This is a genomic window from Polaromonas sp. CG_9.7, assembly GCF_015752205.1.
Classification (GTDB): domain Bacteria; phylum Pseudomonadota; class Gammaproteobacteria; order Burkholderiales; family Burkholderiaceae_C; genus Polaromonas.
In genome coordinates, this window is sequence record NZ_JADOVG010000008.1 from 134,588 (window position 1) to 160,579 (window position 25,992).

Genomic DNA, 25,992 nt, shown 5'->3' on the forward strand with positions numbered 1-25,992 from the left:
CGAAAAGGCAATGATCATTAACCCTTTCGCAAGCGACTCAGAGCTTCACGGAAGCGGCAGGCTGGGCATTTTTGGCTGGTACGGTTCCAATTCTCTGCAGCTCCTGCTCGCTGATGATTTCCAGAAGCCTGACGACTTTTTGCACACCCGGCGTACCGCGCACCACTTCCGTGGCACGGTCTGCTTCGCGCTGCGTGACACGGCCCATCAGGTACACCGTATTGCGTTCGGTCACGATCTTGAAGGCGTTCGACTGCAGTTCCCGTGCATCCAGCAGCATGGCCTTGATGCGGCCCGTCAGCAGCGTGTCGGCAGACCGGTCCATCAGCGACGGGCTGTTCAGGACCGCCAGTTCGTTGACCACCGATGCCACGCTTTCCACTGACTTGACCACCTCCTCGACGCGCTGCTTGTCCTGCAGGTTGGGCACCTCGCCGGTCAGCAGCACCTGGCGGTTGTAACTGGTGACGCTTGCGCGCACCCGGGTTCCGAGGTTGGAACGTATTTGATTGGCAGCCCGCAGCTCAATGGCTTCGTCGTCCAGCTGGGCACCGGAAGTCCGGCGGTCAACCGCCAGCAGCGTGCCGCCCACCATGGCGCCACCCACCAGCAGCGGCCCCACGCAAGCCGACAACAGACTGGAGAGCACCACTGCCGTGCAGGCCATGCCGGCCATTCGTTTCATTGCACCATAATTCATACCGAAGACTCCTGATCGCCAAGTAACTGGGTGTCCACACCATCGCAAATGCAGTGGATCACCAGGGAATGCACTTCCTGAATGCGGGCTGTGCGCTCATGCGGCACACAGATATGGACATCGGTTTCGCGCAGCGCCTGGTTCATTTTTCCACCGCCCCGTCCGGTCAGCGCCACCACCGTCATTTCGCGCTCGTGCGCCGCTTCGACGGCGGCCAGCACGTTGGCTGAATTGCCGCTGGTGCTGATGGCCAGCAGCACATCGCCGGCCACGCCAAGGGCGCGCACCTGCTTGGAAAAAATCACGCTGAAATCGTAATCATTGGCAATGGCGGTGATGATGGAGCTGTCGGTGGTCAGCGCAATGGCGCCAAGTTCGGGCCGCTCACGCTCGTAGCGACCGACGAATTCAGCCGCGAAGTGCTGGGCGTCGGCAGCCGAACCGCCGTTGCCACAGGCCAGGACCTTGTTGCCGCTGGTCACACTGGCCAGAATGGCATGCACTGCGGCGGCAACGGGTTTGGAGAGAATTTGCGCGGACTGGTATTTAAGGTCGGCACTGTCGATGAAGTGCTGTTCGATTCGTTGTTCAAGCATGAACGGATGATAGCGGGTCATGGCATGCCGCCCTGTCGATAAAGGCATACGGTTGGCATCGTGAAGGATTGGTTACAAATTACCATTCTCTACAGCGGCCGAATTTTCAGCAGCCGCCATGGATCAGGAGGCGTCGAATGCAGCGGGCAGCCATTCAATTTCTGGTCCTGGACCTTTTCCCGCGCACAGTGCCCCATGAACCAGCACCACGTCGAAGCGGCATGGCGGTGCACTGGCAAAACGCATCAAATAATGGCGTGCGGCAAAAATGATGCGGCGCTGCTTGGTGCTGCTGATGCTGGCGCCGGCACCGCCATGCGACGCATTTGCGCGTTGGCGGACCTCAACAAACACCAGGGTTCCGTCAGGCGCTCGCATGATCAGGTCAATCTCGCCGCCGCCGCGTCCCGGCGTCCGATAATTGGACTCGACCCACCGCAGGCCCGCCTTGGAAAGCCAGGCTTGCGCCGCCGCTTCGGCGGCGTCACCCCGGGACTTGGTGGTAACCTGCTTCGGCGCCGTCGCAGCACCACCCGCCACGTCCTGGGTGGGCAATTGATCCGCCTGTTTTCTGGAAAACCACATTGAACGCTTCTTTCGAACTGGCCCTGGACACGGCACGCGCCGCAGCAGGCATGCAGCATTATCCCGAGGCTACGCTGTATGTCGTGGCCACGCCCATCGGCAACCTGGCCGACATCACCCTGCGCGCACTGCATGTGCTGCAACTGGTGCAGGCCATTGCTTGCGAGGACAAGCGCCACACCCAGCCGCTGCTGCGCCAGTATGGCATTGACAAGCCGCTTCTGGCCGTGCACCAGCACAACGAGGCCGAAGCCGCGCAGGGCGTGGTGGAGCGATTGCAGCGCGGCGAACGCGTGGCCTATGTCAGCGACGCCGGAACGCCGGCTGTCAGCGACCCCGGTGCACGTCTGGTGGCGGCGGTACGGGCCGCCGGGTTCAAGGTGATGCCCTTGCCGGGCGCCAGCAGCGTCACGACTGTTCTCAGCGCGGCTGGCGTCACCCGCGCCGAAGGCAGCGCTGACAACGGAAGCAGTTTTGTATTTGCCGGTTTCCTGCCGACAAAGGCCGGCGAACGCGAGCAGGCCATCGAGTTGTTGCGGGCCGATTCGCGGGCCACGGTCATCCTTGAAGCGCCGCACCGCATCGAGGCACTGGCGCGCGCCATGGCGGTGTTGCAAGGCCGACTCGTCACGGTCGGGCGTGAACTGACCAAGCAGTTCGAGGAAATTGCGACCGTTCCAGCACAGGATTTAGCCGCCTGGCTGGATGCCGGGCCGCAGCGCACCCGGGGCGAGTTTGCCTTGGTACTGCATGCCTCGGTCCCACATGAAGGGCCGGATGACAGCACGCGGGTGCTCAAACTGCTGCTGGCCGAATTGCCGCTGAAAACCGCTGTCAAGCTTACCGCCGACATCACTGACGCGCCGCGCAACGAACTCTACGACACTGCCTTGAAGCTTAAAAACGAATGAATCCGAACGCTGACCAACTCTGGCGCGGCCCACGCTGGGCGCTGGCGGCCCTGCTGGCCGTGCTCGGCATGCTGGGGCCGTTTTCCATCGACACCTACCTGCCGGCATTTTCCGGCATGGCAACATCGCTGGGCGCGACCCCGGTGGAAATGCAGCAGACCCTGTCGGCTTACCTGTTTGGCTTTGCCTTCATGAACCTGTTTCATGGCGCGTTTGCCGACAGTTTTGGCCGCCGCCCGGTCGTGCTGTGGGGCATTGCCATGTTCACGCTGGCGTCGGCGGGTTGCGCCCTGTCGGAAAGCGTCGGCCAGCTGGTGTTTTTCCGCGCGATGCAGGGCCTGTCCACCGGCGCCGGCATTGTGGTGTCGCGCGCCGTGATACGCGACATGTTCCCGCCCGCGCAGGCGCAGCAGGTCATGAGCCAGGTCACGATCTACTTCGGCATTGCACCGGCGCTTGCCCCAATAGTCGGCGGCTGGCTGTTCGTGCACCTGGGCTGGCACAGTGTGTTCTGGTTTCTGACCGGGGTGGGCGTGGTGCTCTGGGTGACCAACTACCGCTATTTGCCGGAAACGCTGGAGCCCGAGGAGCGTCAGCCGTTTGAAGTGCGGCACCTGATGCGCGGCTACTGGCAGCTGGGGTCCAGCCCACGGTTTTTACTGCTGGCGCTGGCCAGCGGCGTGCCTTTCAATGGCATGTTCCTGTACGTGCTGGCAGCGCCTGCCTTCCTTGGCCAGCATCTGGCCCTGCAACCCACCCAGTTTTTCTGGTTCTTCATGCTGACCATCTCGGGCATCATGTCGGGCGCTTGGCTGAGCGGCCGCCTGGCCGGAAAAATTGCGCCCAAAAAGCAGATACGCCACGGGTTTGTCATCATGTTCGTGACGGCGGTTGTCAACCTGGTGGCCAATCTGTTTTTTGATGCCCATGTGGCATGGGCCATGTTTCCGATTGCCGTTTTCGCCTTTGGCTGGGCGCTGATGGTGCCCGTCGTCACGCTGCTGGTGCTGGACCTGTACCCGCAGCGGCGCGGCATGGCGTCTTCGCTGCAGGCTTTCATCGGCTCAACGGCCAATGGGCTGGTGGCCGGCATCATTGCACCCTTGGTCATGCATTCGACCCCAGCGCTGGCTGCCGTGTCGCTGGGCATGCTGTGCATCGGGCTGGTGTCCTGGGTCTACCTGCACCACCACTGGCCCGAAATTGGCCGTGCGGTGCAATAAGCCCGCAGGCTCAGTCGTCCTTCGTGACGGGGAATTCGACGCCCTGCCCAGTGCGCTGGACGCGGTTGCCGGCGTCCAGGTACACCCAGTAATACATGTCTTGCAGATTATCCCGCCAGCGGTAATTCATGATGTCGCCGGACCACGACGCTACCGCGTCAATCCGTGCCGGCGGGCCGAACTCGCGCTCCACATCGTCGCGTGTCCACTTTCCAGGTTCGATGCGCAAGAATTCATTCAGCTTGAGCGCCTCCCGCACATCCACCACCTTGCCAGCCGCATCCAGGTCAACCATCACGGCACTCTGGCCGGCAGGCTGCCTCGAATACTGCAGGCGGGTTCCCGCTGCCAGTGGCACAACCCGGGTCGGCGTGCCGTAACTGGCCAGCACCTGTTCACGCGACATGCCCGGCTGCACGGGTGAGAAAGCACAGCCGGCCGCCACGACTGCCACGGCAGCCAGGCCGACAAAGTTCTTGAGAATTTTCATGATGCACTCCTGAGGCATAAAGCGCTTGCGGGTCTGACGGTTGAAGCCTGTTGCATTCCCGTTTTAGGAAAATTCAAACAAACCCACCACGGCCTTCAGTCTGTCAGGAATCCCCAAACGCGGGTTTTCCTTGGGGTTCTTATGGGGTTTTCCCCGTGCCCCAGAGGTGGACATGCCGGGCAATCGAAGTCTCAATACGCAAAGGCACGAAGCTCGACAGCAGAGCGTTTGTGCGCCCAGGATTCAGTCCTGTGTCTGGGCTGGCCGCCCTTGACAACAACGACAGGAGAACTTGTTCATGGACATCATTTCGCCTGACCTGCTGGTGCTGCGGCGCCTTTACCATTGGGAAAAAACCATCCCACAGAGTATCAGCCTGACACAGCCCATGGAGGACAGAAAAATCCGGGATCACTCCAGGGACGAGGTGGCCGACCCGGTGCGCCGCATGGCTGCGCACCGGCATGCGGCTTTGGTTTGCAAAGTCGCTCGACACCTTTACCGCGGACCTGCAGCACGCCCCGCCTACCATCTTTTTCTCGGTTCCACCGGTTGTGGCTCAAGTTCAAGCAGGGCGTACACCACAAGATGCCGCCGGCCAGGCTCCAGCTGCTGCTGTCGATTCCGGTGATTGGCGGGCTGGTGCAAAAAAGGTGCTCAATCCCGAAGCCGCTAGGCGCGCACACGGCACTGAAAAGTTCGCTGGCGGACCACTTGCAGGCCGTCAACGCCACGCTGGACCCGCGCGAGCAGTTGCAATGCATCATCATCGTGACCACCGCCTGGACCGTGGACAATGGCATCATCACGCCGACCTTCAGGGTCAAGCGCCACCGCATTGAGGAGATTTATGCGGCCAATTACGAACGCTGGGAAGCCTCGGGCAAAAAGATGATCTGGCAGGCCGACTGAACGCAGTTTGGAAAGCTTGTGGTGCCAAATCACCGGGCTCGCGCCTCTTGGCGCGCAAGACAATCAAGGCGATGAATACTTTTGCTACTTAATTAATAGCTGCCCACGCAAGCTGTACCTGCACAAGCAGCCTTTTCAACACACCAAATCACTGACTGGCCAAAATCCGTAAGCGCTAAACCACCCGTTCCGGTGTCACTTCACGAACACGGTGGTCAACGTAGTAGCCGCCGTACTCGGTATACCTCAGCAGGGTCCGGCCACACCGGTTACAGGCATAGGAGTCGCAGCGGTTGCAGGGAAAAAACTTCAGGGCCAGCGGCGCTTCCAGCGAAGCGTAGCGCGTGCCGTCGGGGTGAAGTTCTTCCAGGGTCGGCTCGTCAATCGCCGGGTCGCGCAAGGTTCCCAAGCGCTGGACCCACTGGCCCGGCCAGCGGTCTTCTGTAAAGCTTTCCCAGCTTGGACAAGCGCCCAGCGCGCAGGTGCAGGACGAAGCAGCGCGGCCGGTGCAGGCCTGCCGCAGCGTCTCAGCATCAAGCAATTCGGAACTCATGGCGCCTGTCTGCCCTTCAGTCCACCGTGGCGCCAGAAGCCTTAACCACGCCGGTCCATTTTTTCGTGTCTGCCGCAATGAAATTCTTGAATGCCAGCGGCGTCATGTCCATCGGTTCTGCGCCCAGGGCAAACAGACGCGCCTTGGTGTCGGTCGAAGCCAGGATGGTGCGAATTTCCTTGTTCATGCGGTCGACAATCTCAACCGGAATACCGGCCGGGCCCAGAACACCGTACCAGGGCTGCGCATCGAAGCCCTTGAGTCCCAGTTCGGCAACGGTTGGAATGTCGGGAAATGCCGCCGAGCGCTTGGCGCTGGTCACCGCCAGCACGTTGAGATTTCCAGCTTTGACCTGCGGCATGATGGGTACAGGATTCTCGAAAGTCATGGGAACCTGGCCACCTACAAGGTCGTTCAACGCCGGACCCGACCCCTTGTAGGGAATGTGCTGGATCTTGACGCCGGCTTGCACATTGAACATTTCCCCGATGATGTGCTGTGGCGTGCCAGAGCCAGCCGAGGCATAGGCCAGATTGCCGGCTTTGGCCTTGGCAATGATGTCCTTGACGCTCGTCAGCCCCGACTTGGCGTTGACCGCAATGACAAACGCGGCGTTGGCAACCGGCGCCACTGCAGTGAAATCAGTGTTCGGCTGATAAGGCAGTTTCGGATACAACGACGGCGCAATCACCAGCGGGCCACTCGCGGCCAGCAAAAACGTGTAGCCATCAGGTTTGGACTTGGACACATAGTCGGTGCCGATATTGCCGCCAGCGCCGCCCTTGTTCTCGACGATGACGGTCTGTCCCAGAACACCCTGAAGTTTGGAAGCCAGCATCCGCGCCAACATGTCAGTGGTGCCGCCCGGTGCATAAGGGGAAACCAGCGTGATGGTCTTGGTGGGCCAGGCAGCCTGTGCGGCCGCGAACATTGGTGACAGGGATAAGGCAATCAGTGCGGGAACGGTACGTAGAAAATGTCTCTTCATGGCGAAAGCCCTTATTAGTGTGAGGAAATGACCAATTACCCAGTCGTCATGCGAGAAAGGAATTGTCTCCAGGGTGACATCGCATGTTACCAAGTTGTAGGCTAAGCATAGCCTTACTTCAAAATCAGAATATCGGCATTGTCTTCAACTCTTCAGAATCAGTTTGTTTCAAACCAGGTTTATGCACCCCCCAGTTTGCGAGAAAAAAGGCTGACACGGTGCCCTCCTGGCGATTCGCAATTCGGGAGAATCATTTTTTATTCACTTATTCGACATAGATGATTTGCTATCTATTCAGAAGAAGCAGCAAGAAAATTCCTGGCTATCAATTTAAAAAATAGGTCCGGGCCGCAAATCTGGCAAAAGTTTGCACAGACCTGTTGCGCTGGATCACAGGAACGCGCTTGTCTGCCAGCAGTTTTCAGGGCGTGGCTGTAAACTTGATTTGCCTATATTGGCTGGAGAACCATGACGCGGCGAGGTCTTGTGGTGTTGGTTTCAATTCTTTGGAAACCGGTGCTGCTTGAGCGATGCCTTGCCGATGCGGCAATTCATTTTTTACCGTATCGGATCAGGTTCAATTCAATAAAATCGAGAACCCACATGAAATCAAATCGTAGAACCTTTGTCATTCATTCCATTGCAGGTGCGGGCTTGCTGGCTTCGACCCGTCTGGTTCAGGCGCAGGCCGCCGCGCCACTGGTTGTGGAAACCGAACCACAGGCAGTTGCCTTGGGTTACAAAAGCGACACCACCAAGGTGGACAAGGCGAAGTACCCAAAACACGCCAACGAGCAGAACTGCGCCAACTGCGCGCTGTACCAAGGCAAGCCAACCGATGCAGCGGGCGGTTGCCCTTTGTTTGCCGGCAAGCAGGTTTCTGCCAAAGCCTGGTGCAGCGCCTGGGCGAAGAAAGCCTAAAGAACCCAAGGTCTGGCGTGACGCACGCCTTTTCGCAGTCCGGCGCTTTTCGGGCTGCGCCTTGGGTTCAGCAAAACATCAAGGCAATCAGTGCGGCGTCTTCCCCCAGGTTGAGCAACGCATACCCTGCCATCCGGAAAACCCAGTAAGCGACGGTATCAAGGTAAAAAATCGAATTCATTTGGATTGAAAAGCAGTCAACAGAACAAGGATTCTGGCTGCATTTCCTGACAATCGACACAACGGATTCGTTTAGGCATTAAAAAAGGCTTTTGCGCAATCCTGGAAAGCGAATTATGCTATTAATTGAATAGCAAAAAGCTATTTTCAGCTTGCCGCATAACGACAAGGTGCCCTGTTGATTACGCGCTGGCTTGGCCGATTGACAAAGGCGCGCTGTATCCCCTGCATACCGCTGGTCGCCATTTTCGGCCTTGTGCTGCCCTGAGCGGCAAAGTGCTCGCTGGCCCTGCTGCACGCTATTTAATGCGTGATAACCACAAGCACGCTACAGGGCGACTGTTCAATCAGGGTCTTGGAAACAGAGCCCCGCCACCAGCGGGCGGCCCATCCCTCCAGATGCTTGTGACCCACCACGATCAGGTCAGCCTTGATTTGGCGCGCACAATGGGTAATTTCACCCACGGCATCCCCGGTCACGACATGCCCGCTGGCTTTCAGGCCAGCATCGCCCAGCTTGCGCAGGCCGGTGTCAAGAATGGCCTGATAACGTTCCTTCTCGCTGTCCTGCAGCGATTCGTCGTAAATGCTGCCTTCAAGCCCGAGGTTGTTCAACGGCAGCGGCATGACGGCAATCAGCGCCAGTTCCGAGCCGCTCCACTGCGCAATTTCATGGCAATCCAGCAAGGCCTGCTGCCCGGGAGCAGAGCCGTCATAAGCCAGCAGAATTCGTTGGTACATGGCAGGTTCCAGGAAAGGGTGGACTGAACGACTAATCGAGCGTGAAACCGATTTTCAGGGAAACCTGCCAGTGCGCGACCTTGCCCTCGACCACATGGCCCCGGGTTTCAGTGATGGTGAACCACTGGATATTGCGCACCGTTTCATGCGCCTTGGCAATGGCGGTGCTCACGGCTTCTTCTATGCTGACACTTGACGAGCCGGTCAGTTCCAGTTGCTTGTAAACATGGTTGTTCATGGTGTGTCTCCCTCAAAAGTTGTTAGGCGATATGACGTTTCATCTTACGCGTTTGCATTGAGACGCCAAACGCAACGTCAACAGACACAATGCGGTCATTCTTTGGTGAAGCAGGCCGTTCAACTTCCCCGGGCCGGTGGCATGTGGATTTTTTCCGGCTGAAAGTTGGCCTCAGTCCAACGTAGCCGACGCGTTTCCAACGACGTGCCAAACTGATGGGCTTAAAAATCATTTTCAGGAGTTTCACGCGCATGTCCGACAAAATTCCCTTGCTGGTGCTCAACACGCATTCAAGCGAACACCAATCGGTGCTGTCCGAGCTATATGACCTGATTTACGCACCGACCGATGGCGAACGCACCGCAGCGATCGCCACGCACGGCGCGAAGTTTCGCGCCGTGCTAACCATTGGCGTTCTGGGTCTGACAGGGCAGGAAATGGCCGCCATGCCGGCGCTCGAACTCATCTGCTGCATGGGCGCGGGGTACGAGCTGGTCGATCTGGATGCGGCGCGGGCACGCGGCATTGCCGTGGCCAATGGCCAGGGCACCAACGACAACTGCGTGGCCGACCATGCCTTCGGTCTTGTCATCGCCGCGGTGCGCAACTTCCGGCAACTTGACCGCCTTTGCCGCGAAGGCGTGTGGCGTCTGGCCATTCCCCAGCCGCCCAATGTCTCTGGCAAGCGCATCGGAATCCTCGGCCTGGGCACCATCGGGCAGAAGATAGCCAGGCGCGCGGGCGCTTTCGACATGCCTGTCGGTTACCACAACCGCAGTCCCAAAGCAGGTGTTGCGCATCGCTACTTCGACAGCCTAGTCGGGCTGGCGCAATGGTGCGATGTGCTGGTGTGCGCCGCCCCGGGCGGCGAAGCCTCCCGGCATCTCGTCAACGCCCAAGTGCTTGATGCACTGGGCCCCCAAGGCTTTCTGGTGAACATCGGCCGGGGCAGCGTGGTCGATACCGAAGCGCTGGCTACGGCCCTGCGCGATGGCCGCATCGCCGGTGCCGGCCTGGACGTTTACGAAAGCGAACCGGGACGCCCCGAGGCACTCATCGGCTTGGACAACGTGATCCTCACGCCCCACCTGGCCGGCTGGTCCCCCGAAGCGACACAAGCGTCCTTTGACCGTTTTCTTGAAAACGCCAAAGGCCATTTTTCCGGCCACGGGGTGGTCAGCCCCATCTGAGCGAAGGCCTCGGTAGCTGGTTGACTTGAACCATCCAGCGTCCATGAAACTCGCGGCGGTTCACAGCGACAACACAAAGCCCTCCTCTTTTGCCTTGTTCCGGGCACGACCGGATCAAAACAAAAACAGATGCTCGGAACAAAAGGCGGTTGCCATTGGCTGGCTGGGAGACCTCAGGGCCAAAGTCACCGGCGTCGCCTAATGCTGCCCCTGATACAGAACAAGGCCAGAACAAGCCAGACTCGCCCACCACCAGAAATCGACCAGAAACAAAAACGCCAACCGGGGTGGTTGGCGTGATGGTAAGGAAACTCAAGGGTTTCCGGGTGTCTGAAATGGTGCGGCTGGCGGGGATCGAACCCACGACCCTTGGCTTCGGAGGCCAATACTCTATCCACTGAGCTACAGCCGCAATGCTGAAAACCGATTTTCGCCAAAATCGAGAGATTAAGGCGGCTGGCCGGTCAGGCTTTGGCAAGCAAAACCGGGCACAACCGCTGATTCTATCAGTCGGTCCGAACCACGTCAGGATTTCCATGGCCGCCGCTATAATGCAAGCCTACTGAAGCAGCCTGCAACAGCCCCCGACTTTCTGTTTTTGAGGACGCCATGAGCGCAAACGATCACACCACGGCCCATGAAGAAGCCCACATGGGACCGATCAAAACCCCCCAGCAGCTGCTGGCCGCGGTTTTTTTCTCTTTTGTTGTTCCGATTTTTGCAATCATTGGCCTGGTTTACTACGTCACCTCGGCCAACAAGCCCATGGCCGGCGCCGATGATGGTGGCCGCGCCATTGCCGAGCGCATCCAGAAAATCGGCATGGTTGAAATTCGCGATGCAAACCGTCCCCTTCGCGCAGGCGAAGAGGTCTACAAAGCCCAATGTGTTGCCTGCCATGCAGCGGGCGTCGCAGGCGCTCCGAAATTCGGCGATGTCTCAGCCTGGGCATCCCGTATTGCCACCGGCTACGACGCACTGCTGAATTCAGCACTCAAAGGCAAAGGGGCCATGGCAGCGCAGGGCGGCGGCGACTTTCAGGACGCTGAAATCGGCCGCGCCGTGGTGTACATGACAGCCGCTGCAGGCGGCAAGTTTGCAGAGCCCGCCGCGCCTGCAGCAGGTGCTGCAGATGCGTCCGCTGCAGCAGCGGCTCCGGCCATGCCAGCGGCGCCTGCCGCAGTGGTTGCAGCCGCTCCCGCAGCGCCTGCAATGGCCACGGCACCGGCCGCACCCGTCCAAGTGGCAGCCGTCGATTTGGGCGCTGGCGAAACGCTGTACAAGCAGGCCTGCGTGGCGTGCCATGCGGCTGGCGTGGCTGGCGCGCCAAAGTTCGGCGACAAGGCAGCCTGGGCACCGCGTATCCAGACCGGCATTGAGGCCCTGACCACCAGCGTCATCAAGGGAAAGGGCGCGATGCCCCCCAAGGGCGGCTCTGCCGGTTCGGACGCAGATATCCATTCTGCGGTGGTCTACATGGTGAACGCTGCTAAATAAGCGCAAACTCAGAATTTAAAAAAAGCCGGTCATTGACCGGCTTTTTTCGTAAAAATTCGATAAAAAAGGCTACTTTCGCAGGCCGCACAAGTATGTACTGCTATTTTTTTGCATAGCCTGGGGACTGCAGGCGTAGCCAAACCGCGCTGGCAAGGCGCTCGCTTGCAGTTCCTGCGGCACCCACAAGCCCTGAACCACCGCATCGGCAGCATGCGTCATGTCCTGGGTATGAACCAGGCCGAAGCCGAGATCGGTTTCCAGGTAAAGCCGGCCCTCCTCGTCAAGCACGCAACGCTGGACGCGCGCGGCCTGGCCGGTGTGCGCGGTCACGCCAAACTCTGGCGCCGGGTGCACGCGCCAGATGAAGGGCGTGGCTTCAAGCTCCACGTACACGCGTTGCGGCCCGTTCTGGAAAAACCAGCGACCGGTGGCGTCGCTTTCGTAATTGCGCTGGATGAAGTCAATCAGCTTTTCGTGCTGCAGCAACGAGCCTTTGCTGTCGGCGTGGCTGTCGCCCTTATTTTCTGGCGCAAACGGCCCGGCAGCCTGCGCTTGGTCGTCGCGCATGTACCAGTTGCCGCGTGCGTCCAGCCCGAGCCAGCCATAGCAGTCGGGAACGTTGGGCCACTTGGCAATCGCTTGTCGAACAATGTCATCCATGGCCTTATTTTGCGCTGCTTTGCCAACCCCTGGCATTTCAGGGCGATAGGGAAGCCTAAAGCTGCGCGGCCAGAAAATCCACCACGGCCTCGGGCATGGCGCGCACATGCGCTGGAAAACCCGATGACGGAAAGCCGACATGTCCGCCCTGCGCTGGCTGCCACAGCGTCACGTCGGGACTGACATCAACCCTCCGGGGCAGGCTGCCGACCGGAATGAACGGGTCGTTCAAGGCATTCAGCGCCAGCGCGGGAACGGCAATCTGGCGCAAATACGGTTTGGCCGAGGCACGCGCCCAATAGTCGTCCACGCCCTTGAAACCATGCACCGGGCCGGTGAAAATGTTGTCGAACGCATACAAATCGCGGGCTGCCAGCAACGCCGTGCGGTCGAACAGGCCGGGGTGCTGGGCCAGCTTTTGCAGGGCTTTTGGCCGCATGCTCTTGAGGAACATGCGGGTGTAGACCTGCCGATTGAAGCCGCGCCCGATGGCCCGGCCGCTGGCGGTCAGGTCCAGCGGCGCGCTGATCGAAGCGATGGCTGCCACCACCTGGCGGGCGTTATGGCCCATCTCGCCGGCCCAGCGCATCAGCGCATTGCCGCCCAGCGACACACCTGCTGCCAGCACCGGCCCGTGGTGCCGGTCGGCAAAGCGCCGGAGGATCCAGTCAATCTCGGCATAATCGCCCGAGTGGTAGGCGCGCGGCGCCAAATTCATTTCGCCCGAGCAGCCACGAAAATGTGGCACGGCAAAGGCCCAGCCCCGGCAGCCAGCCACGTCGGCAAAGGCTTGGGCATAGTGGCTGCCAGAAGAACCCTCCAGCCCGTGAAACAGCACCAGCAGCGGTTGTTCCGATGCCTTTTCGGGGCGTACCGAAGCACGCGCATCAGGACCGTTCAAGCCAGGGCCGCAGAATCGGCTTTGCGGAGCTGCAGGCGCAGCGGCCCCAGCCGCTTCACCAGCCAAGTTCCGGCCGCGGGACTGGCTTTGCCAGACCGCAGGCGGGGTGACCCCCTCGGGGGGCAGGAAGCTACACGAAGTGAGCGACCGTGGGGGCGCAACATTCAGCAGCGAACCACGCGCAGCGGGGAGCGTGGGAGCTTGAACACTCCAGTCCACATCGACAAAGTCGCCGTCCGGCGTAGCCCAGCGTTCGCGCTGGAACACGGGCGCCAACCCGGCAAAACGCCGGGCGTGCAGGGCCGCCCAGATGGTCTGCATGTTCCCCTCGGGCAGCCACCAGGGCGCGCCGTAGTTCATGTCCGCGCCCACCGGTCAGTGAAGCAGCACAGGCGATTCGGACACTTCCTGTAAATCGTGCAAACTGCCCGGACTTGCATGGTGCGCCATCATGCGCCAGCCTTGCGCCGTGAGGAAGTACACGTTGGTGGCCAGGACATAAGCGTGGCGCGGGCCCTCTTCGGTCAGGACTTCGATGCGTTCGAGCACGCTGTGCACGCTGGAGCCGAGCGCCTGCACCCGGCACACCTTGAGCGGCTGCACGCGCAGGGAGCCATTGGCAAACATGGCGTCGAACGCGCTGCGTATGGCGCCGGCGCCGACCAGCCGGGAGCCGCCCGGATGCACGCACACCATTTCGTCCTCATCTCCCCAGCAGGCCATCAGCTTTTCGATGTCGCCTTGCTGAAGCGCGTCGTAAAACGCTGCTTCGGTTTCGTCAGGGTTGCCGGTGCTGGCAGGGATTGCTTTGGTTTTTTGCATGGTGACAATCGAATCAGTCGAAGGAAAGGCGCAGGAGCTTGGTGCGGAATTGTGCGCCTGTCCGGCAAAAACGGGAGAAGCCTCCCGCGGCTATGGTAGTGTTGCAACTTGAATTTTGGAGGCTTTCCCATGCTATTGCGTTTTCCGCGTTTATTCAGCCTGTCTTTGGCCGCCCTGCTGAGCCTGCTGCTCTCGGGTTGCGGTTACAACCAGTTCCAGAGCCTGGACGAACAGACCAAGTCGGCCTGGTCCGAAGTGCTGAACCAGTACCAGCGCCGTGCCGACCTGGTGCCCAACATCGTTGCCACGGTCAAGGGTGAAGCAGCTTTCGAGCAGGACACACTGACCAAGGTGATCGAGGCGCGCGCCAAGGCCACATCGATCCAGGTCACGCCCGAGACGCTGAACGACCCGGCCGCCTTCAGCAAATTCCAGGCTGCGCAGGGCGAACTGGGCAGCGCGCTGAGCCGGCTGATGGTCGTCAGCGAACGCTACCCCGACCTGAAGGCCAATCAGGGTTTTCGCGATCTGCGCGTGCAGCTTGAAGGCACCGAAAACCGCATCACCGTGGCGCGCAACCGTTACATCCAGACGGTGCAGGAATACAACGTGCTGACGCGCAGTTTTCCCAATAACCTGACCGCCATGGTCTTCGGCTACAAGGTCAAGCCCAGCTTTGCCGTGGCCAATGAAGCGCAGATATCGACACCGCCGGTGGTCGATTTCAACAAAAAGTAAGCGAAACGACTCTCCATGCGCATTCGTTTCCTTTTGCAGGCACTGTTACTGGCGTTCTGGTTACCCTTGGCCAGTCTGGCCGCCTGGGCGCAGGGTGGCGTGCAGCCCGTCCCGCCACTGACAGCGCATGTGATGGACAGCACCGGCACGCTGACAGCAGCGCAGAAGTCTGCGCTTGAAGCCAAGCTGACCGCTTTCGAGCAGTCGCGCGGCGCGCAGGTGGTGATGCTGATGGTGCCCACGACCCAGCCCGAGGACATTGCTGCGTACGCCCAGCGCATCGGCGACAGCTGGAAGATCGGCCGCAAGAGCATCGGCGACGGCCTGCTGCTGGTGGTCGCCAAAAACGACCGCACGGTGCGCATTGAAACCACCAAAGCGCTTGAAGGCGCGATTCCCGACCTGGCCGCCAGCCAGATCATCGAATCGGCCGTTACACCGCGCTTCAAGCAAGGCGACTTTGCCGGCGGCCTGGATGCAGCCGCCGACCAGATCATGGCGCGCATTACCGGCGAAAACCTGCCGGCGCCGCAGCAGGGCAGTCCCGCTCGCCGCAGCAGTGGCGGCGGATTCGACTGGACAACGCTGGCCGTGTTCCTGTTTTTTGCCGTGCCCATCGGCGGACGCGTGCTGTCAAGCGTTTTGGGGCGCAAGATGGGCTCGGTCGCTACGGGTGGCGCGGTTGGCGTGCTGGCCTGGTTGTTCACCAGCAGCCTGATCGTTGGCGGCATCGCGGCGCTGGCGGGCATGGTGTTTGCACTCATTTCAGGACTTGGCGGCGGCATGGGGGGAATGGGCGGCCGGTCTTCAGGCTACGGCGGGGGCTTTGGCGGGGGTGGTTTCGGTGGCGGTGGATTTGGCGGCGGCGGCCGTGGCGGTGGCGGTTTCAGCAGTGGCGGCGGCGGGAATTTCGGCGGCGGCGGCGCCTCGGGCAGCTGGTGAAGGGCAGACGACTGATGAACAAGCTCACCTTGCTGCTCAAGCACCTCTGGCTCGATGTTTCCGATACCCAGCGCGCGATTCCGCCCGACATGCTGCATCGCCTGGCTGAGCGTGTGGGTGCCAGCGAACAGCGCCACAGCGGCCAGATCCGCATCTGCGTTGAATCCTCGCTGCCCATGAGTTACCTCTGGCGACTGAATGCTGACACCCCGATGGCCGAGCTGGTCCGGCAGCGGGCCGTGACGATGTTCGGCAAGCTGCGGGTCTGGGACACCGAGCACAACAACGGCGTGCTGGTCTATGTGCTGCTGGCCGAGCATGCGATTGAAATCGTCGCCGACCGGGGATTGCGGCGCCATGTGGACGACAACCACTGGCAAACTGTGGTGGCGCACATGGCCAGCTCTTTCCGCGAAGCGCGCTACGAGGACGGGTTGACGCAAGCGCTGGAGGAAACCTCGGCGGTGCTGGTCGCCCATTTCCCGCGCACCGAAGCGGTTCAGGAACAGCCCAACGAGCTTCCCGACACCCCGCTGCTGCAATAAGCCACACCACCTAATCTGCCTGAATTGCTATTTATTTCATAGCTAACCATGCTTTCTGGTCGTGCGCAAAACATCTATTTGATGCATAAAACTTGTTGTTGACGGTTTTTTATCGCCTTGGCGGCACGTGCCATACCGCCTGGCCGCCGACGGCATACAGGGAGCGCCCCGGCTGGCGATCCACCTGCCAGCCGCCAGTGAATTCGCCAAAGGCCGGCAGCACGGCACAACGCTTGTCAAAACTGAAGCAAGGCAGCCGCAAACGGTCACGGCCCGGCCCGTGCAGCGTCAGCACGGGGTGCAGATGGCCGGCCAGCACAAAGCGGGCCGCATCGGTTTGCGGATGATGGCAGGCGGCAAACGGGCCCATCGGCCAGGGCTCGTCGACCACGCGGATATTCAGTGCGGTCGGCGGATCGCCGGCGCGGCTGTCATGGTTGCCACGCACCAGCAGGCATTCCAGCGCGGCATGGCTTCGGCGCCACAGCGCCAGTTCGGCCAGCAGCGAAGGCGTGCGGGCCTGCGCTGCATGCAAAAAGTCGCCTAAAAACACCAGTTGCGCCGGCTGGTAATGGTCCAGCAAGACACCCAACCGCGCCAAATTTTCACGCGTCGTACCGGCAGGCACCGGCTGGCCCAGCGCGCGGTAGGTTGCCGCCTTGCCCAAATGCAGGTCCGCCACCCACAGCACGCGTTCGGCTGGCCACCACAGCGCATGCTCGGGCAGCAGCCACAGGGTCTCGCCAGCGCATGCAATTGCCAGCGGGCGGCCCAATGCAGCTTGTTCGGCCAGCATCACAAGCCCGGCCTGCGTCCCGTGGCGCGACGCGGTACGCGCTCCTTGCCCGAACCTTTTGCAGCGGAAGGGCGGAACAAGGTGTCCTGCGAAAACGCCAGCGACCGGCGCACTTTTTCGGCGGCAGCATCGTCGTCGTTGCCCGCATTGCCCGCATCCTGAGTGCCGACCGGATCATCGGCTGCATGGTCGAGCTGCGCCACCATGCGGGCGATGCGGTCGGCCACGCTTTCGTTCGACAACTGTTCGCGAAAGCGCTCAACCATCAGCGGAAAGGCAAAGGGCGTGGGCCGGGCCAAGACCTTGAGTTGCAGTTGCTGGCGGTTCATGCGTTCCAGTGCCGCCTGCAGCCGGCCAATCTCCAGTTCCTGTGACAGCAGTTCCTGTTCGGCCTGCAGCAACAATCGATTGGCTGGATCGTATTTTTTGAACACTTCGTAGAACAACGACGATGAGGCCTGAAGCTGCTTGTTGCTGCGCTTTTCACCCGGATAACCCTGAAAAACCAGCCCCGCCACACGCGCAATTTCACGAAAGCGGCGCTGCGCCAATTCACTGGCATTCAGGCTGGCCAGCACCTCATGAAGTAGCTCGCCCCCACGCTCTCCACTGCGTGTGGTTCGCTGCCCTCCAAGGGGGGCGCTGTGCCTGCAGCCCGGCGAAGCCGGTTCCGAGGCCCTGGCTTGGCTGGAGAAACCGAGTACCTGCGGCAGCAAAGCCGCCCAGTCCACCTCGGTGGCGCTGAGCAACTCGAAACCGTAGTCGTTGACGGCGATGGAAAAGGTTCGCGGCGCCTGCTGCGCCACGCGCCAGGCCAGCAGGTTGGCCAGGCCCATGTGCACCGGCCGTCCGGCGAATGGATACACAAAAAGATGCCAGCCTTCGCGGGTGCGCAGCACTTCGGCCAACAGGGTCTGCGGCGTGGGCAAGGCCGACCAGCGCTGCTGGATTTCCAGCAGCGGCCGCATGGCTTTGAGTTCGGGCGTGTCGTAGTGCCCTTCACTTGCCAGCGCCAGTTGCTGCACCACCGCATTGGCCAGCGTGGTCGACAGCGGCAGACGGCTGCCGCTCCAGCGCGGAATGGCCGCGCGCTTGCCCGTGGCACGGCGCACCCAGGCGGTCATCTCGTGAATGCGCACCAGCGCCAGCAGCCGGCCGCCGAACAGGAAGCAGTCGCCGGGCTTCAGGCGCGCGGCAAAGCTTTCCTCCACCGTGCCGACTTTGGCGCCGCCGACATACTGCACCGCCATGCTCGCATCGCTGACGATGGTGCCGATGTTCATGCGGTGGCGCCGCGCCAGCCGCGCATCGGGGACGCGCCACACGCCCTCCCCGTCGGGCACGGCGCGCCGATAGTCAGGGTACGCGGACAGTGACGCGCCACCCTGGGCGACAAAAGACAGGCACCAGTCCCAGTTCTCGCGCGACAGGTCGGCATAGGCGGCCGTGCAGCGCACTTCGGCATACAAGGCCTCTGGCACAAAGCCGCCGCCCAGCGCCACCGTGACCAGATGTTGCACCAGCACATCCAGCGGCTGGTCGGGCGAAGTGCGCGACTCGATGTGGCCGGCGGCAATCGCCGCCCGCACCGCCGCGCCTTCGGCCAATTCAATGCCGAGCGTGGGCACCAGCGTGATGCGCGACGGCCGTCCCGGCGCATGGCCCGAGCGGCCAGCGCGCTGGAGCAGGCGCGCCACACCCTTGGGGGAGCCAATCTGCAGCACGCGCTCGACCGGCAAAAAATCAACGCCCAGGTCCAGGCTGGAAGTGCAGACCACGGCCTTCAGTTCACCGTTTTTGAGGCCCAGCTCGACCCATTCGCGCACCGCCCGGTCGAGCGAGCCGTGGTGCAGCGCAATCACGCCGGCCCAGTCGGGCCGCGCCTCCAGCATCGCCTGGTACCAGAGCTCGGCCTGCGAACGGGTGTTGGCAAACACCAGCGTGGTGCTGCTTTTGTCGATTTCCGCGATCACCTGCGGCAGCATCGTCAAGCCCAGGTGGCCGGCCCAGGGAAAGCGTTCGGTGCGCTCAGGCAGCAGCGAATCGATCACCAGTTTCTTGGGTACCTGACCCTGGATCAGCACGCCGCCGTCATGGCCGAGCAGCGTGTGCATCGCCTCCTGCAAATTGCCCAGCGTCGCCGACATGCCCCAAATTGACAACGCCCCCACGCTTGTCGCTGCGCGTACTGCGCTGCCCCCCGAGGGGGCCGTTGCGCCTGCGGCCCGGCGAACCCGGTTCCGCGGCCCCGGCTGGGTTAAAGCGCTTGTGGTCTGGTCCATCGCACTCGCAATGTTCCATGTGTTAAGCCGTGCCAGCGCCAGCTGCACCTGCACGCCCCGCTTGTTGCCGATCAGCTCATGCCATTCATCGACCACGACCATCCTGACGCTGCCCAGCACGTCCCGGGCATCGGCGCGCGCCAGCAGCAGCGACAGGCTTTCTGGCGTGGTGACCAGCACTGTCGGCAGCCGCTGGTTCTGGGCGCTGCGTTCGCCCGCCGGCGTATCGCCGCTGCGCGCGCCGGCGCTCCAGGCGGTGAAGCGTGGCGATCCGTCGTCATTCAAAGCGGCGTTCAAGGCTTCCAGCGGCGGCAGCAAGGCACGCAGCGTGTCAGCCGCCAAGGCGCGCATCGGCGTGATCCACAGCACGGTCAACGGTGCGGTTGCAGATTTTTTCGGATTCTTCTGATTTGCTATTTTTTTAATAGCGGCCTGCGCACGGCCCACTTGCGCAAAAGCACTAAAAGCCATCAAGGCACCAAGCCAGACGGCATAGGTCTTGCCCGCGCCGGTCGTGGCATGCAGCAAGCCGGAGCGGCCTTCGGCGACCGCTTTCCAGGCGTTGCGCTGGAACCTGAAGGGCTTCCAGCCGCGTTCGGCCAGCCAGGCATCAAGCACTTTTTTTGCCGCTGCGGTCGCCGAAGGTTTGGCCACGGTCATCCCGGCAACAGGGCTGACAGCGTTTGCAGCGTGTCGGCGTCAAGCACCGGCTTGTCTTCGCGCCAGCGCAGCATGCGCGGAAAGCGCACGGCAATGCCGCTCTTGTGGCGCGGGCTGCGGGCAATGCCTTCAAAACCCAGCTCGAACACCAGCGTCGGCTTGACGCTGCGCACCGGGCCGAAGCTTTCGACCGTGGTCTTGCGAATGATGGCGTCCACCCGCGCCATCTCGGCATCGCTCAAGCCGGAATAGGCCTTGGCGAAAGGCACCAGCATGCGATCAAGCTGTTCGGGCGGCCCGTCCCACACGGCAAAGGTGTAGTCGCTGTACAGGCTGGCGCGCCGGCCATGGCCGCGCTGGGCATAAATCAGCACCGCGTCGATGCTCAGCGGATCAATCTTCCACTTCCACCACAGCCCGACGTCCTTGGTACGGCCGACGCCGTAGGGCGCATCGCGTTGCTTGAGCATCATGCCCTCGACGCCCATGGACCGCGCCGACTCGCGCTGGCGGGCCAGGACCTGCCAGCTCTCGCCCTCAAGCAGCGGGCTGGGCAACAGTGCGGGGTGGCGCAGGTCGGTCAGCAGGGCGTCCAGCAAGACCCGGCGCTGCGATTGCGGCAGTCCGCGCACATCGCGCTGCTGCCATTCGAGCAGGTCGTAGGCCAGCAACACCACCGGAATATCGCGCAGCAGCTTGGCGCCCAGCGTCTTGCGTCCGATGCGTTTTTGCAGGTCGGCAAAGGGCTGCACGCTGCCTTCGCTGCCGGGCTGGTCGGCATTGCCGCGCCAGACCACGATTTCGCCGTCAAGCACCGTGCCGTCGGGCAGCGCAGCGCCCATGGCGGCCAGTTCGGGGAAGCGCTCGGTCAACAGCTCCTCACCGCGCGACCACAGCCACACCTGGCCGGCGCGCTTGACCAGCTGGGCGCGTATGCCGTCCCATTTCCATTCGATGATCCAGTTTTGGGGCGGACCCAGCAGCATGTCGAACTGGTCCAGCGGCTGGTTGAACGGATGGGCCAGAAAAAACGGATACGGCTGGCTGCTGGTTTGCGGGTTCAGCTCGCCAGGGCTTTCCAGCGCGACCAGCGCGGCATAGTCGGCCGCACTCGGCTGGCCGCTGATGTGCGTGTAACCCATCAGCCGCTGGGCCACCCGCTTGGCATCGACACCGGCGACAGCCGCCAGCGCTTGCGTGACCTGCAGCCGCGACACACCGACGCGAAAGCCACCGGTGATGAGCTTGAAATAAACCAGCCGCTCATCCAGTGCCAGTTGGCTCCATTGCTGACGCAGCAGCTCAGGCAGGTCGTCGGGCGCGGTCTTGCGCAGGGGCAGCAAGTGCTGCTCGATCCAGGTGGCCAGGCCGATGTCATGGCGGCCCGTGGGTGGAGGCAGCAGCAGCGCCATGGTTTCGGCCAGGTCGCCGACCGAATCGTAGCTCTCGTCAAACAGCCACTCGGGCAAGCCGGCGGCATCCTGCGCCATTTGGCGCAGCACTTTGCTCGCCACCAGCTGGCGCGGTTTGCCGCCCGCCAGAAAATACACCGCCCAGGCGGCATCGGCTGGTGCCGCGTCCTGCAGATAACGCCGCAGTGCCGCCTGCTTCGCCAGGCTCGACGTGGTGGCGTCCAGTTCGCGGTAAAGGGCCGCAAAGGCTTTCATGAAGCAGCATCGCCCGGGAATGGCGCAGACCTGGATTGCACAATTTCGGGTTCGATACCGCCCGCTTGGGCCACAGCCAAAGGCGGCGCCTGATCGGCAATGTCTTCATCGCCGCCATATTCGGTCTTGAAGCCTTGCGCGTCCAGCCCCCGTTCACGCAGCCAGCGCACCATCACGGCGACACTGCCATGGGTGACAAACACACGCTCGGCCCCTGTGCCGTCGATGGCGCGTTGCAGACCGGGCCAATCGGCATGGTCGGACATCACAAAGCCACGGTCCACCCCACGCCGGCGGCGCGCGCCCCTGAGCAGCATCCAGCCGCTGGCAAAGGCATCGGAATAATTCCCAAAGCGGCGTATCCAGGGCGTGCCTTGGGCCGACGGCGGTGCCAGCACCAGCGACTGGCCGATAGCGCTGACATCCGCTTCGGCAACGGTTTGTGTGGCGGGCAAATCGACGCCGGTGGCCCGGTAAACCCGGTTTAAAGGTTCGACCGCGCCATGCGTCAGGATCGGGCCGATGCTGGCGTCCACGCCATGAAGGATTCGCTGTGCCTTGCCAAAGGCATAGCAGAACAGCACCGACGCGCGCCCCGCTGCTGCGTTGCTACGCCACCACTGGTTGATGTCAGCGAACAAATCAGCTTGCGAGGGCCAGCGGTAAATCGGCAGGCCGAAGGTTGACTCGGTGATGAAGGTATTGCAGGCCACGGGCTCGAACGGCTCGCAGGTGCCGTCGTCTTCAAGCTTGTAATCACCCGACGCCACCCAGACTTCCCCGCCGTATTCAACCCGGACCTGGGCGGAACCCAGCACATGGCCGGCCGGATGGAGCGAGATGCGGACGCCGTTGTGCATCACCGACTCGCCATAAGCCAGGGTTTGCAAGGTGATCTCGCCCAGGCGACTGCGCAGAATGCCTTCGCTCTTGTCGGTCGCCAGGTAACGTGCATGCCCGATGCGCGAGTGGTCTGAATGCCCGTGGGTAATCACCGCGCTTTCGACCGGTTTCCAGGGGTCGATGTAAAAATCACCTGGGGGGCAATACAGGCCTTCGGGCCGGGCAACAATCAGATTCATGGTCAATTTCAGGGATGAAAAAGCTTTGCCATTGCGCACAGGCAAAGAAGCAGCTTGTCATCCTAGCGCCAGTGGGGTGAAACTGCTTGCTGCAGGCCAGCCTGTGGGCAATCTGCAGGGACTTGACGGTTTTCTTTTACGCCGCCACGCAGCTTGTCGGCATGAAAAAAGCCCCTTGCTTGCACAAGGGGCTTGAATGGCCATGTTCTGGAAATCAGATCATTGCGATTGCAAGCCAGGGCCTGCACTGACCGGTTTTTATTTTTTCTGGCGGTATTTGCGCAGCGCTGCAATCTGCGCCGCCATGACGGCCAGTTCAGACTGGGCCATGGCGATATCAATATCGTTCTTGGCATTTTTCAGCGCTTCTTCGGCCAGCGCCTTGGCAGACGTTGCCTTGGCTTCGTCCAGGTCCTTGCCGCGAATGGCGGTATCACTCAGCACCGTCACGCAGTTAGGCTGCACTTCAAGAATGCCACCGGCCACAAAGACGAACTCTTCCGTGCCATCGGCTTTTTCAATGCGCACGGTGCCAGGCCGGATGCGGGTGATCAGCGGCGTGTGGCGCGGGTAAATTCCCAGCTCGCCCGCTTCGCCGGGCAAAGCCACAAACCGGGCTTCACCGGAAAAGATGGACTCTTCTGCGCTGACGACATCGACGTGGATGGTATTCATACGTATTCCAGTTTAAAAGATGAGAAAAAGTGGTATTCAGCAAGCGCCTTGAGATGCTTGACCGAATACCGGCTTGATTACATCTTCTTGGCTTTTTCGAAGGCTTCGTCGATGGTGCCGACCATGTAGAAGGCTTGCTCTGGCAGGTGATCGCACTCACCGGCCACGATCATCTTGAAGCCGCGAATGGTTTCGGCCAGGCTGACGTACTTGCCGGGCGAGCCGGTGAACACTTCAGCGACGTGGAACGGCTGCGACAAAAAGCGCTGGATCTTGCGGGCACGGGCCACGGCCAGCTTGTCTTCAGGCGCCAGTTCGTCCATGCCCAGAATCGCGATGATGTCGCGCAATTCCTTGTAGCGCTGCAAAGTGCCCTGCACCGCACGGGCGGTGTTGTAGTGGTCTTCACCAACGACCGCTGGCGACAGCTGGCGGCTGGTCGAGTCCAGCGGATCGACCGCCGGGTAAATACCCAGCGAAGCGATGTCTCGGCTCAGCACCACGGTGGAATCCAGGTGGGCAAAGGTGGTGGCAGGCGATGGATCGGTCAAGTCATCGGCTGGCACGTAAACGGCCTGGATGGAGGTGATCGAGCCGACTTTCGTTGACGTGATGCGCTCTTGCAGGCGGCCCATTTCCTCGGCCAGCGTGGGCTGGTAGCCCACAGCGGAAGGCATGCGGCCCAGCAGTGCGGACACTTCGGTGCCGGCCAGGGTGTAGCGGTAGATGTTGTCCACGAAGAACAGCACGTCGCGGCCTTCGTCACGGAAGGACTCGGCAATCGTCAGGCCGGTCAGTGCCACGCGCAGACGGTTTCCCGGGGGCTCGTTCATCTGGCCATAAACCATGGCGACCTTGGACTCTTCCAGGTTCTCCAGGTTCACAACGCCGGAGTCGGCCATCTCGTGATAGAAGTCATTGCCTTCACGGGTGCGCTCACCGACACCGGCGAACACGGACAAGCCCGAGTGCGCCTTGGCGATGTTGTTGATCAGTTCCATCATGTTCACGGTCTTGCCGACACCGGCACCGCCGAACAGGCCAACCTTGCCGCCCTTGGCGAACGGACACACCAGGTCAATCACCTTGATGCCGGTTTCCAGCAACTCTTGCGAGGGGCTCAGTTCGTCATAGGCCGGGGCCTTGCGGTGAATCGGGGCGGTCAGTGTCTGGTCAACCGGACCGCGCTCGTCAATCGGCGCACCCAGCACGTCCATGATGCGGCCCAATGTGGCCTTGCCCACGGGAACGGTGATGTTGGCGCCGGTGTTGTACACGATGTTGCCGCGGCGCAGGCCGTCGGACGTTCCCAGCGCAATGGTGCGGACAATGCCGTCGCCCAGCTGCTGCTGGACTTCAAGCGTCAGGGCAGAGCCTTCCATCTTGAGCGCGTCATAAATCTTGGGCATCTGGTTACGGGCAAACTCCACGTCCACCACCGCGCCAATACACTGAACAATCTTGCCCTGGATGCTTGTATCCACTAGAGTTTCTTGAGCCATGACCGAATCCTTTTGGTTCTTTAATCTTGTAAATCTGGGTGGCGCGGCTTAGACCGCTGCGGCACCGGCAACGATTTCCGAAAGTTCTTTCGTGATCGCCGCTTGACGCGTCTTGTTGTAAATCAGCTTGAGCTCGCCAATCACGCTGCCGGCGTTGTCGGTGGCCGACTTCATGGCGACCATGCGGGCGGACTGTTCGGACGCCATGTTCTCGGCGACGGCCTGGAACACCAGTGCCTCGACATAGCGAACCAGCAATTCGTCAATCACGGTTTGGGGGTCAGGCTCATAGAGGTAGTCCCAGCCGTGCTCGGTCTTGTCAGCCTGCATGCGGTCAGCGGTCAACGGCAGCAACTGCTCAACCACCGACTCCTGCTTCATCGTGTTGATGAAGCGGGTGTAGCAGAGGTAAACCGCCTTGATCTTGCCTTCGCTGTATGCGTCGAGCAGCACCTTGACCGGGCCGATCAGCTTGTCCAGATGGGGTTTGTCGCCCAGTTGTGTGGCGTGCGCCGCCACCTTGACGCCGATGCGGTTCAGGAAACCCAGGCCTTTGTTGCCAATGGCTACAGCTTGCGCATCTTCACCGGCCGCCTGCATTTCCTTGAGCTTGGTCGTCAGGATACGCAACACGTTGGTGTTCAAACCGCCGCACAGTCCCTTGTCGGTGGTTACCACGATAAACCCGGTCGTCTTGGCGTCGTTGGACTCCATGAACGGGTGGGTGTATTCGGGGTTTGCCTGACTCAGGTGGGCTGCGATGTTGCGAATCTTGTCGCTATAAGGGCGAGCCGCACGCATCCGTTCCTGCGCTTTGCGCATTTTGGAGGCGGCCACCATTTCCATGGCCTTGGTGATCTTGCGGGTGTTTTCGACCGACTTGATCTTCCCGCGTATTTCCTTGCCTGCTGCCATCTAGATTACCCCCACGCTGTTCACTTCGTGTAATGCGCTGCCCCCCGAGGGGGCCGCTGCGCCTGCGGTCCGGCAGAGCC

At 61.5% G+C, this 25,992-nt stretch carries 27 protein-coding genes and 1 tRNA gene; 9 read left to right on the forward strand and 19 right to left on the reverse strand.

Annotated features, from left to right (window positions below; genetic code table 11):
- Positions 1-37 precede the first annotated feature (37 nt).
- From IWX87_RS10255 to IWX87_RS10265, 3 genes are all read right to left on the reverse strand, one after another.
- Positions 38-700, reverse strand: coding sequence for a BON domain-containing protein (locus IWX87_RS10255; protein WP_196863422.1), 663 nt, complete (start codon positions 698-700; stop codon positions 38-40).
- On the reverse strand, positions 697-1,296 hold the full coding sequence (locus tag IWX87_RS10260) for a phosphoheptose isomerase (protein WP_196863423.1): 600 nt from the start codon (positions 1,294-1,296) through the stop codon (positions 697-699). The genes IWX87_RS10255 and IWX87_RS10260 overlap by 4 nt, the downstream gene beginning before the upstream one ends.
- Positions 1,297-1,419: 123 nt before the next feature.
- The gene (locus tag IWX87_RS10265; RefSeq protein ID WP_196863424.1) at positions 1,420-1,881 is read right to left on the reverse strand and encodes a YraN family protein; all 462 of its coding nucleotides are present in this window, start codon (positions 1,879-1,881) and stop codon (positions 1,420-1,422) included.
- 50 nt (positions 1,882-1,931) lie between these two features.
- Here IWX87_RS10265 and rsmI point away from each other — a divergent pair, with 50 nt between their 5' ends.
- Positions 1,932-2,792 carry a 16S rRNA (cytidine(1402)-2'-O)-methyltransferase gene (gene rsmI / locus IWX87_RS10270; protein WP_196863485.1) on the forward strand — a complete coding sequence of 287 codons (861 nt, stop codon included), beginning with the start codon at positions 1,932-1,934 and terminating at the stop codon, positions 2,790-2,792.
- Complete coding sequence (locus tag IWX87_RS10275) at positions 2,789-4,015, forward strand: multidrug effflux MFS transporter (RefSeq protein WP_196863425.1); 1,227 nt, start codon at positions 2,789-2,791, stop codon at positions 4,013-4,015. The genes rsmI and IWX87_RS10275 overlap by 4 nt, the downstream gene beginning before the upstream one ends.
- Before the next feature lie 10 nt (positions 4,016-4,025).
- On the opposite strand, the gene IWX87_RS10280 is transcribed toward IWX87_RS10275, so the two are convergent.
- On the reverse strand, positions 4,026-4,505 hold the full coding sequence (locus tag IWX87_RS10280) for a hypothetical protein (protein ID WP_196863426.1): 480 nt from the start codon (positions 4,503-4,505) through the stop codon (positions 4,026-4,028).
- Positions 4,506-5,057: 552 nt separating this feature from the next.
- Between IWX87_RS10280 and IWX87_RS10285 the strand changes: the two genes are divergently transcribed.
- Complete coding sequence (locus IWX87_RS10285; RefSeq protein WP_196863427.1) at positions 5,058-5,417, forward strand: hypothetical protein; 360 nt, start codon at positions 5,058-5,060, stop codon at positions 5,415-5,417.
- A 175-nt stretch (positions 5,418-5,592) separates the two neighbouring features.
- Here the strand turns inward: IWX87_RS10285 and IWX87_RS10290 are convergent, their stop codons facing one another.
- Positions 5,593-5,970, reverse strand: a complete 378-nt coding sequence (locus tag IWX87_RS10290) for a hypothetical protein (protein ID WP_196863428.1) — start codon at positions 5,968-5,970, stop codon at positions 5,593-5,595.
- A 16-nt stretch (positions 5,971-5,986) separates the two neighbouring features.
- On the reverse strand, positions 5,987-6,958 hold the full coding sequence (locus IWX87_RS10295; RefSeq protein ID WP_196863429.1) for a tripartite tricarboxylate transporter substrate binding protein: 972 nt from the start codon (positions 6,956-6,958) through the stop codon (positions 5,987-5,989).
- 603 nt (positions 6,959-7,561) lie between these two features.
- Here IWX87_RS10295 and IWX87_RS10300 point away from each other — a divergent pair.
- The gene (locus IWX87_RS10300) at positions 7,562-7,879 is read left to right on the forward strand and encodes a high-potential iron-sulfur protein (RefSeq protein WP_196863486.1); all 318 of its coding nucleotides are present in this window, start codon (positions 7,562-7,564) and stop codon (positions 7,877-7,879) included.
- Positions 7,880-8,362: 483 nt separating this feature from the next.
- Here the strand turns inward: IWX87_RS10300 and IWX87_RS10305 are convergent, their stop codons facing one another.
- Complete coding sequence (locus tag IWX87_RS10305; protein WP_196863430.1) at positions 8,363-8,800, reverse strand: universal stress protein; 438 nt, start codon at positions 8,798-8,800, stop codon at positions 8,363-8,365.
- Positions 8,801-8,831: 31 nt separating this feature from the next.
- Positions 8,832-9,038 carry a dodecin gene (locus tag IWX87_RS10310; protein WP_196863431.1) on the reverse strand — a complete coding sequence of 69 codons (207 nt, stop codon included), beginning with the start codon at positions 9,036-9,038 and terminating at the stop codon, positions 8,832-8,834.
- A gap of 251 nt (positions 9,039-9,289) precedes the next feature.
- Here IWX87_RS10310 and IWX87_RS10315 point away from each other — a divergent pair, with 251 nt between their 5' ends.
- On the forward strand, positions 9,290-10,228 hold the full coding sequence (locus IWX87_RS10315) for a 2-hydroxyacid dehydrogenase (protein WP_196863432.1): 939 nt from the start codon (positions 9,290-9,292) through the stop codon (positions 10,226-10,228).
- Positions 10,229-10,564: 336 nt separating this feature from the next.
- Here the strand turns inward: IWX87_RS10315 and IWX87_RS10320 are convergent.
- Positions 10,565-10,640 (reverse strand) — tRNA-Arg (locus IWX87_RS10320).
- A gap of 197 nt (positions 10,641-10,837) precedes the next feature.
- Here IWX87_RS10320 and IWX87_RS10325 point away from each other — a divergent pair.
- Positions 10,838-11,725: a cytochrome c5 family protein gene (locus IWX87_RS10325; protein ID WP_196863433.1), complete on the forward strand. Its 888-nt coding sequence runs from the start codon at positions 10,838-10,840 to the stop codon at positions 11,723-11,725.
- Between the two features lie 69 nt (positions 11,726-11,794).
- Here IWX87_RS10325 and IWX87_RS10330 read toward each other — a convergent pair whose 3' ends face one another.
- The 3 genes from IWX87_RS10330 to IWX87_RS10345 are packed head-to-tail and all read right to left on the reverse strand — an operon-like array spanning position 11,795 to position 14,108.
- Positions 11,795-12,385 carry a DUF2946 family protein gene (locus IWX87_RS10330; RefSeq protein ID WP_196863434.1) on the reverse strand — a complete coding sequence of 197 codons (591 nt, stop codon included), beginning with the start codon at positions 12,383-12,385 and terminating at the stop codon, positions 11,795-11,797.
- Between the two features lie 55 nt (positions 12,386-12,440).
- Positions 12,441-13,646 carry a YheT family hydrolase gene (locus IWX87_RS10335; RefSeq protein WP_231374717.1) on the reverse strand — a complete coding sequence of 402 codons (1,206 nt, stop codon included), beginning with the start codon at positions 13,644-13,646 and terminating at the stop codon, positions 12,441-12,443.
- Positions 13,647-13,661: 15 nt separating this feature from the next.
- Positions 13,662-14,108 carry a nuclear transport factor 2 family protein gene (locus tag IWX87_RS10345; RefSeq protein WP_196863435.1) on the reverse strand — a complete coding sequence of 149 codons (447 nt, stop codon included), beginning with the start codon at positions 14,106-14,108 and terminating at the stop codon, positions 13,662-13,664.
- Positions 14,109-14,237: 129 nt separating this feature from the next.
- Between IWX87_RS10345 and IWX87_RS10350 the strand changes: the two genes are divergently transcribed.
- From IWX87_RS10350 to IWX87_RS10360, 3 genes are read left to right on the forward strand one after another with little or no spacing between them, the layout of a single operon-like run.
- Positions 14,238-14,846, forward strand: coding sequence for a LemA family protein (locus tag IWX87_RS10350; protein WP_196863436.1), 609 nt, complete (start codon positions 14,238-14,240; stop codon positions 14,844-14,846).
- 15 nt (positions 14,847-14,861) lie between these two features.
- Entirely contained in the window at positions 14,862-15,788 is a 927-nt protein-coding gene (locus IWX87_RS10355; protein ID WP_196863437.1) for a YgcG family protein, read from the forward strand.
- Positions 15,789-15,802: 14 nt separating this feature from the next.
- Positions 15,803-16,333, forward strand: coding sequence for a TPM domain-containing protein (locus tag IWX87_RS10360; protein ID WP_196863438.1), 531 nt, complete (start codon positions 15,803-15,805; stop codon positions 16,331-16,333).
- A 109-nt stretch (positions 16,334-16,442) separates the two neighbouring features.
- Here the strand turns inward: IWX87_RS10360 and pdeM are convergent, their stop codons facing one another.
- The 7 genes from pdeM to atpG form a co-directional block, all read right to left on the reverse strand.
- Positions 16,443-17,129, reverse strand: a complete 687-nt coding sequence (pdeM, locus tag IWX87_RS10365) for a ligase-associated DNA damage response endonuclease PdeM (RefSeq protein WP_196863439.1) — start codon at positions 17,127-17,129, stop codon at positions 16,443-16,445.
- The gene (locus IWX87_RS10370; RefSeq protein ID WP_280757229.1) at positions 17,129-20,065 is read right to left on the reverse strand and encodes a ligase-associated DNA damage response DEXH box helicase; all 2,937 of its coding nucleotides are present in this window, start codon (positions 20,063-20,065) and stop codon (positions 17,129-17,131) included. The genes pdeM and IWX87_RS10370 overlap by 1 nt, the downstream gene beginning before the upstream one ends.
- Positions 20,066-20,067: 2 nt before the next feature.
- A complete protein-coding gene (locus tag IWX87_RS10380; protein WP_196863440.1) occupies positions 20,068-21,738 on the reverse strand; it encodes an ATP-dependent DNA ligase in 1,671 nt (556 codons plus the stop codon).
- On the reverse strand, positions 21,735-22,820 hold the full coding sequence (locus IWX87_RS10385) for a ligase-associated DNA damage response exonuclease (RefSeq protein ID WP_196863441.1): 1,086 nt from the start codon (positions 22,818-22,820) through the stop codon (positions 21,735-21,737). The genes IWX87_RS10380 and IWX87_RS10385 overlap by 4 nt, the downstream gene beginning before the upstream one ends.
- 258 nt (positions 22,821-23,078) lie before the next feature.
- Positions 23,079-23,495 carry a F0F1 ATP synthase subunit epsilon gene (locus IWX87_RS10390; RefSeq protein WP_196863442.1) on the reverse strand — a complete coding sequence of 139 codons (417 nt, stop codon included), beginning with the start codon at positions 23,493-23,495 and terminating at the stop codon, positions 23,079-23,081.
- A gap of 77 nt (positions 23,496-23,572) precedes the next feature.
- Positions 23,573-24,997, reverse strand: a complete 1,425-nt coding sequence (atpD, locus tag IWX87_RS10395; protein WP_036806937.1) for a F0F1 ATP synthase subunit beta — start codon at positions 24,995-24,997, stop codon at positions 23,573-23,575.
- Positions 24,998-25,045: 48 nt separating this feature from the next.
- Positions 25,046-25,912, reverse strand: a complete 867-nt coding sequence (gene atpG / locus IWX87_RS10400; protein WP_196863443.1) for a F0F1 ATP synthase subunit gamma — start codon at positions 25,910-25,912, stop codon at positions 25,046-25,048.
- Between the last annotated feature and the right edge of the window lie 80 nt (positions 25,913-25,992).

What these genes read in the sequence shown, in the direction of transcription:
- IWX87_RS10310 (WP_196863431.1), bottom strand. Translation starts at nt 9,038, where the DNA reads ATGAACAACCATGTTTACAAGCAACTGGAACTGACCGGCTCGTCAAGT.
- IWX87_RS10360 (WP_196863438.1), top strand. Translation starts at nt 15,803, where the DNA reads ATGAACAAGCTCACCTTGCTGCTCAAGCACCTCTGGCTCGATGTTTCC.
- IWX87_RS10325 (WP_196863433.1), top strand. Translation starts at nt 10,838, where the DNA reads ATGAGCGCAAACGATCACACCACGGCCCATGAAGAAGCCCACATGGGA.
- rsmI (WP_196863485.1), top strand. Translation starts at nt 1,932, where the DNA reads ATGCAGCATTATCCCGAGGCTACGCTGTATGTCGTGGCCACGCCCATC.
- IWX87_RS10260 (WP_196863423.1), bottom strand. Translation starts at nt 1,296, where the DNA reads ATGCTTGAACAACGAATCGAACAGCACTTCATCGACAGTGCCGACCTT.
- IWX87_RS10335 (WP_231374717.1), bottom strand. Translation starts at nt 13,646, where the DNA reads ATGAACTACGGCGCGCCCTGGTGGCTGCCCGAGGGGAACATGCAGACC.
- IWX87_RS10305 (WP_196863430.1), bottom strand. Translation starts at nt 8,800, where the DNA reads ATGTACCAACGAATTCTGCTGGCTTATGACGGCTCTGCTCCCGGGCAG.
- IWX87_RS10290 (WP_196863428.1), bottom strand. Translation starts at nt 5,970, where the DNA reads ATGAGTTCCGAATTGCTTGATGCTGAGACGCTGCGGCAGGCCTGCACC.
- IWX87_RS10380 (WP_196863440.1), bottom strand. Translation starts at nt 21,738, where the DNA reads ATGAAAGCCTTTGCGGCCCTTTACCGCGAACTGGACGCCACCACGTCG.
- IWX87_RS10330 (WP_196863434.1), bottom strand. Translation starts at nt 12,385, where the DNA reads ATGGATGACATTGTTCGACAAGCGATTGCCAAGTGGCCCAACGTTCCC.
- atpG (WP_196863443.1), bottom strand. Translation starts at nt 25,912, where the DNA reads ATGGCAGCAGGCAAGGAAATACGCGGGAAGATCAAGTCGGTCGAAAAC.
- IWX87_RS10275 (WP_196863425.1), top strand. Translation starts at nt 2,789, where the DNA reads ATGAATCCGAACGCTGACCAACTCTGGCGCGGCCCACGCTGGGCGCTG.
- pdeM (WP_196863439.1), bottom strand. Translation starts at nt 17,129, where the DNA reads ATGCTGGCCGAACAAGCTGCATTGGGCCGCCCGCTGGCAATTGCATGC.
- IWX87_RS10355 (WP_196863437.1), top strand. Translation starts at nt 14,862, where the DNA reads ATGCGCATTCGTTTCCTTTTGCAGGCACTGTTACTGGCGTTCTGGTTA.
- IWX87_RS10385 (WP_196863441.1), bottom strand. Translation starts at nt 22,820, where the DNA reads ATGAATCTGATTGTTGCCCGGCCCGAAGGCCTGTATTGCCCCCCAGGT.
- IWX87_RS10255 (WP_196863422.1), bottom strand. Translation starts at nt 700, where the DNA reads ATGAATTATGGTGCAATGAAACGAATGGCCGGCATGGCCTGCACGGCA.
- IWX87_RS10265 (WP_196863424.1), bottom strand. Translation starts at nt 1,881, where the DNA reads ATGTGGTTTTCCAGAAAACAGGCGGATCAATTGCCCACCCAGGACGTG.
- IWX87_RS10345 (WP_196863435.1), bottom strand. Translation starts at nt 14,108, where the DNA reads ATGCAAAAAACCAAAGCAATCCCTGCCAGCACCGGCAACCCTGACGAA.
- IWX87_RS10390 (WP_196863442.1), bottom strand. Translation starts at nt 23,495, where the DNA reads ATGAATACCATCCACGTCGATGTCGTCAGCGCAGAAGAGTCCATCTTT.
- atpD (WP_036806937.1), bottom strand. Translation starts at nt 24,997, where the DNA reads ATGGCTCAAGAAACTCTAGTGGATACAAGCATCCAGGGCAAGATTGTT.
- IWX87_RS10280 (WP_196863426.1), bottom strand. Translation starts at nt 4,505, where the DNA reads ATGAAAATTCTCAAGAACTTTGTCGGCCTGGCTGCCGTGGCAGTCGTG.
- IWX87_RS10350 (WP_196863436.1), top strand. Translation starts at nt 14,238, where the DNA reads ATGCTATTGCGTTTTCCGCGTTTATTCAGCCTGTCTTTGGCCGCCCTG.
- IWX87_RS10295 (WP_196863429.1), bottom strand. Translation starts at nt 6,958, where the DNA reads ATGAAGAGACATTTTCTACGTACCGTTCCCGCACTGATTGCCTTATCC.
- IWX87_RS10300 (WP_196863486.1), top strand. Translation starts at nt 7,562, where the DNA reads ATGAAATCAAATCGTAGAACCTTTGTCATTCATTCCATTGCAGGTGCG.
- IWX87_RS10315 (WP_196863432.1), top strand. Translation starts at nt 9,290, where the DNA reads ATGTCCGACAAAATTCCCTTGCTGGTGCTCAACACGCATTCAAGCGAA.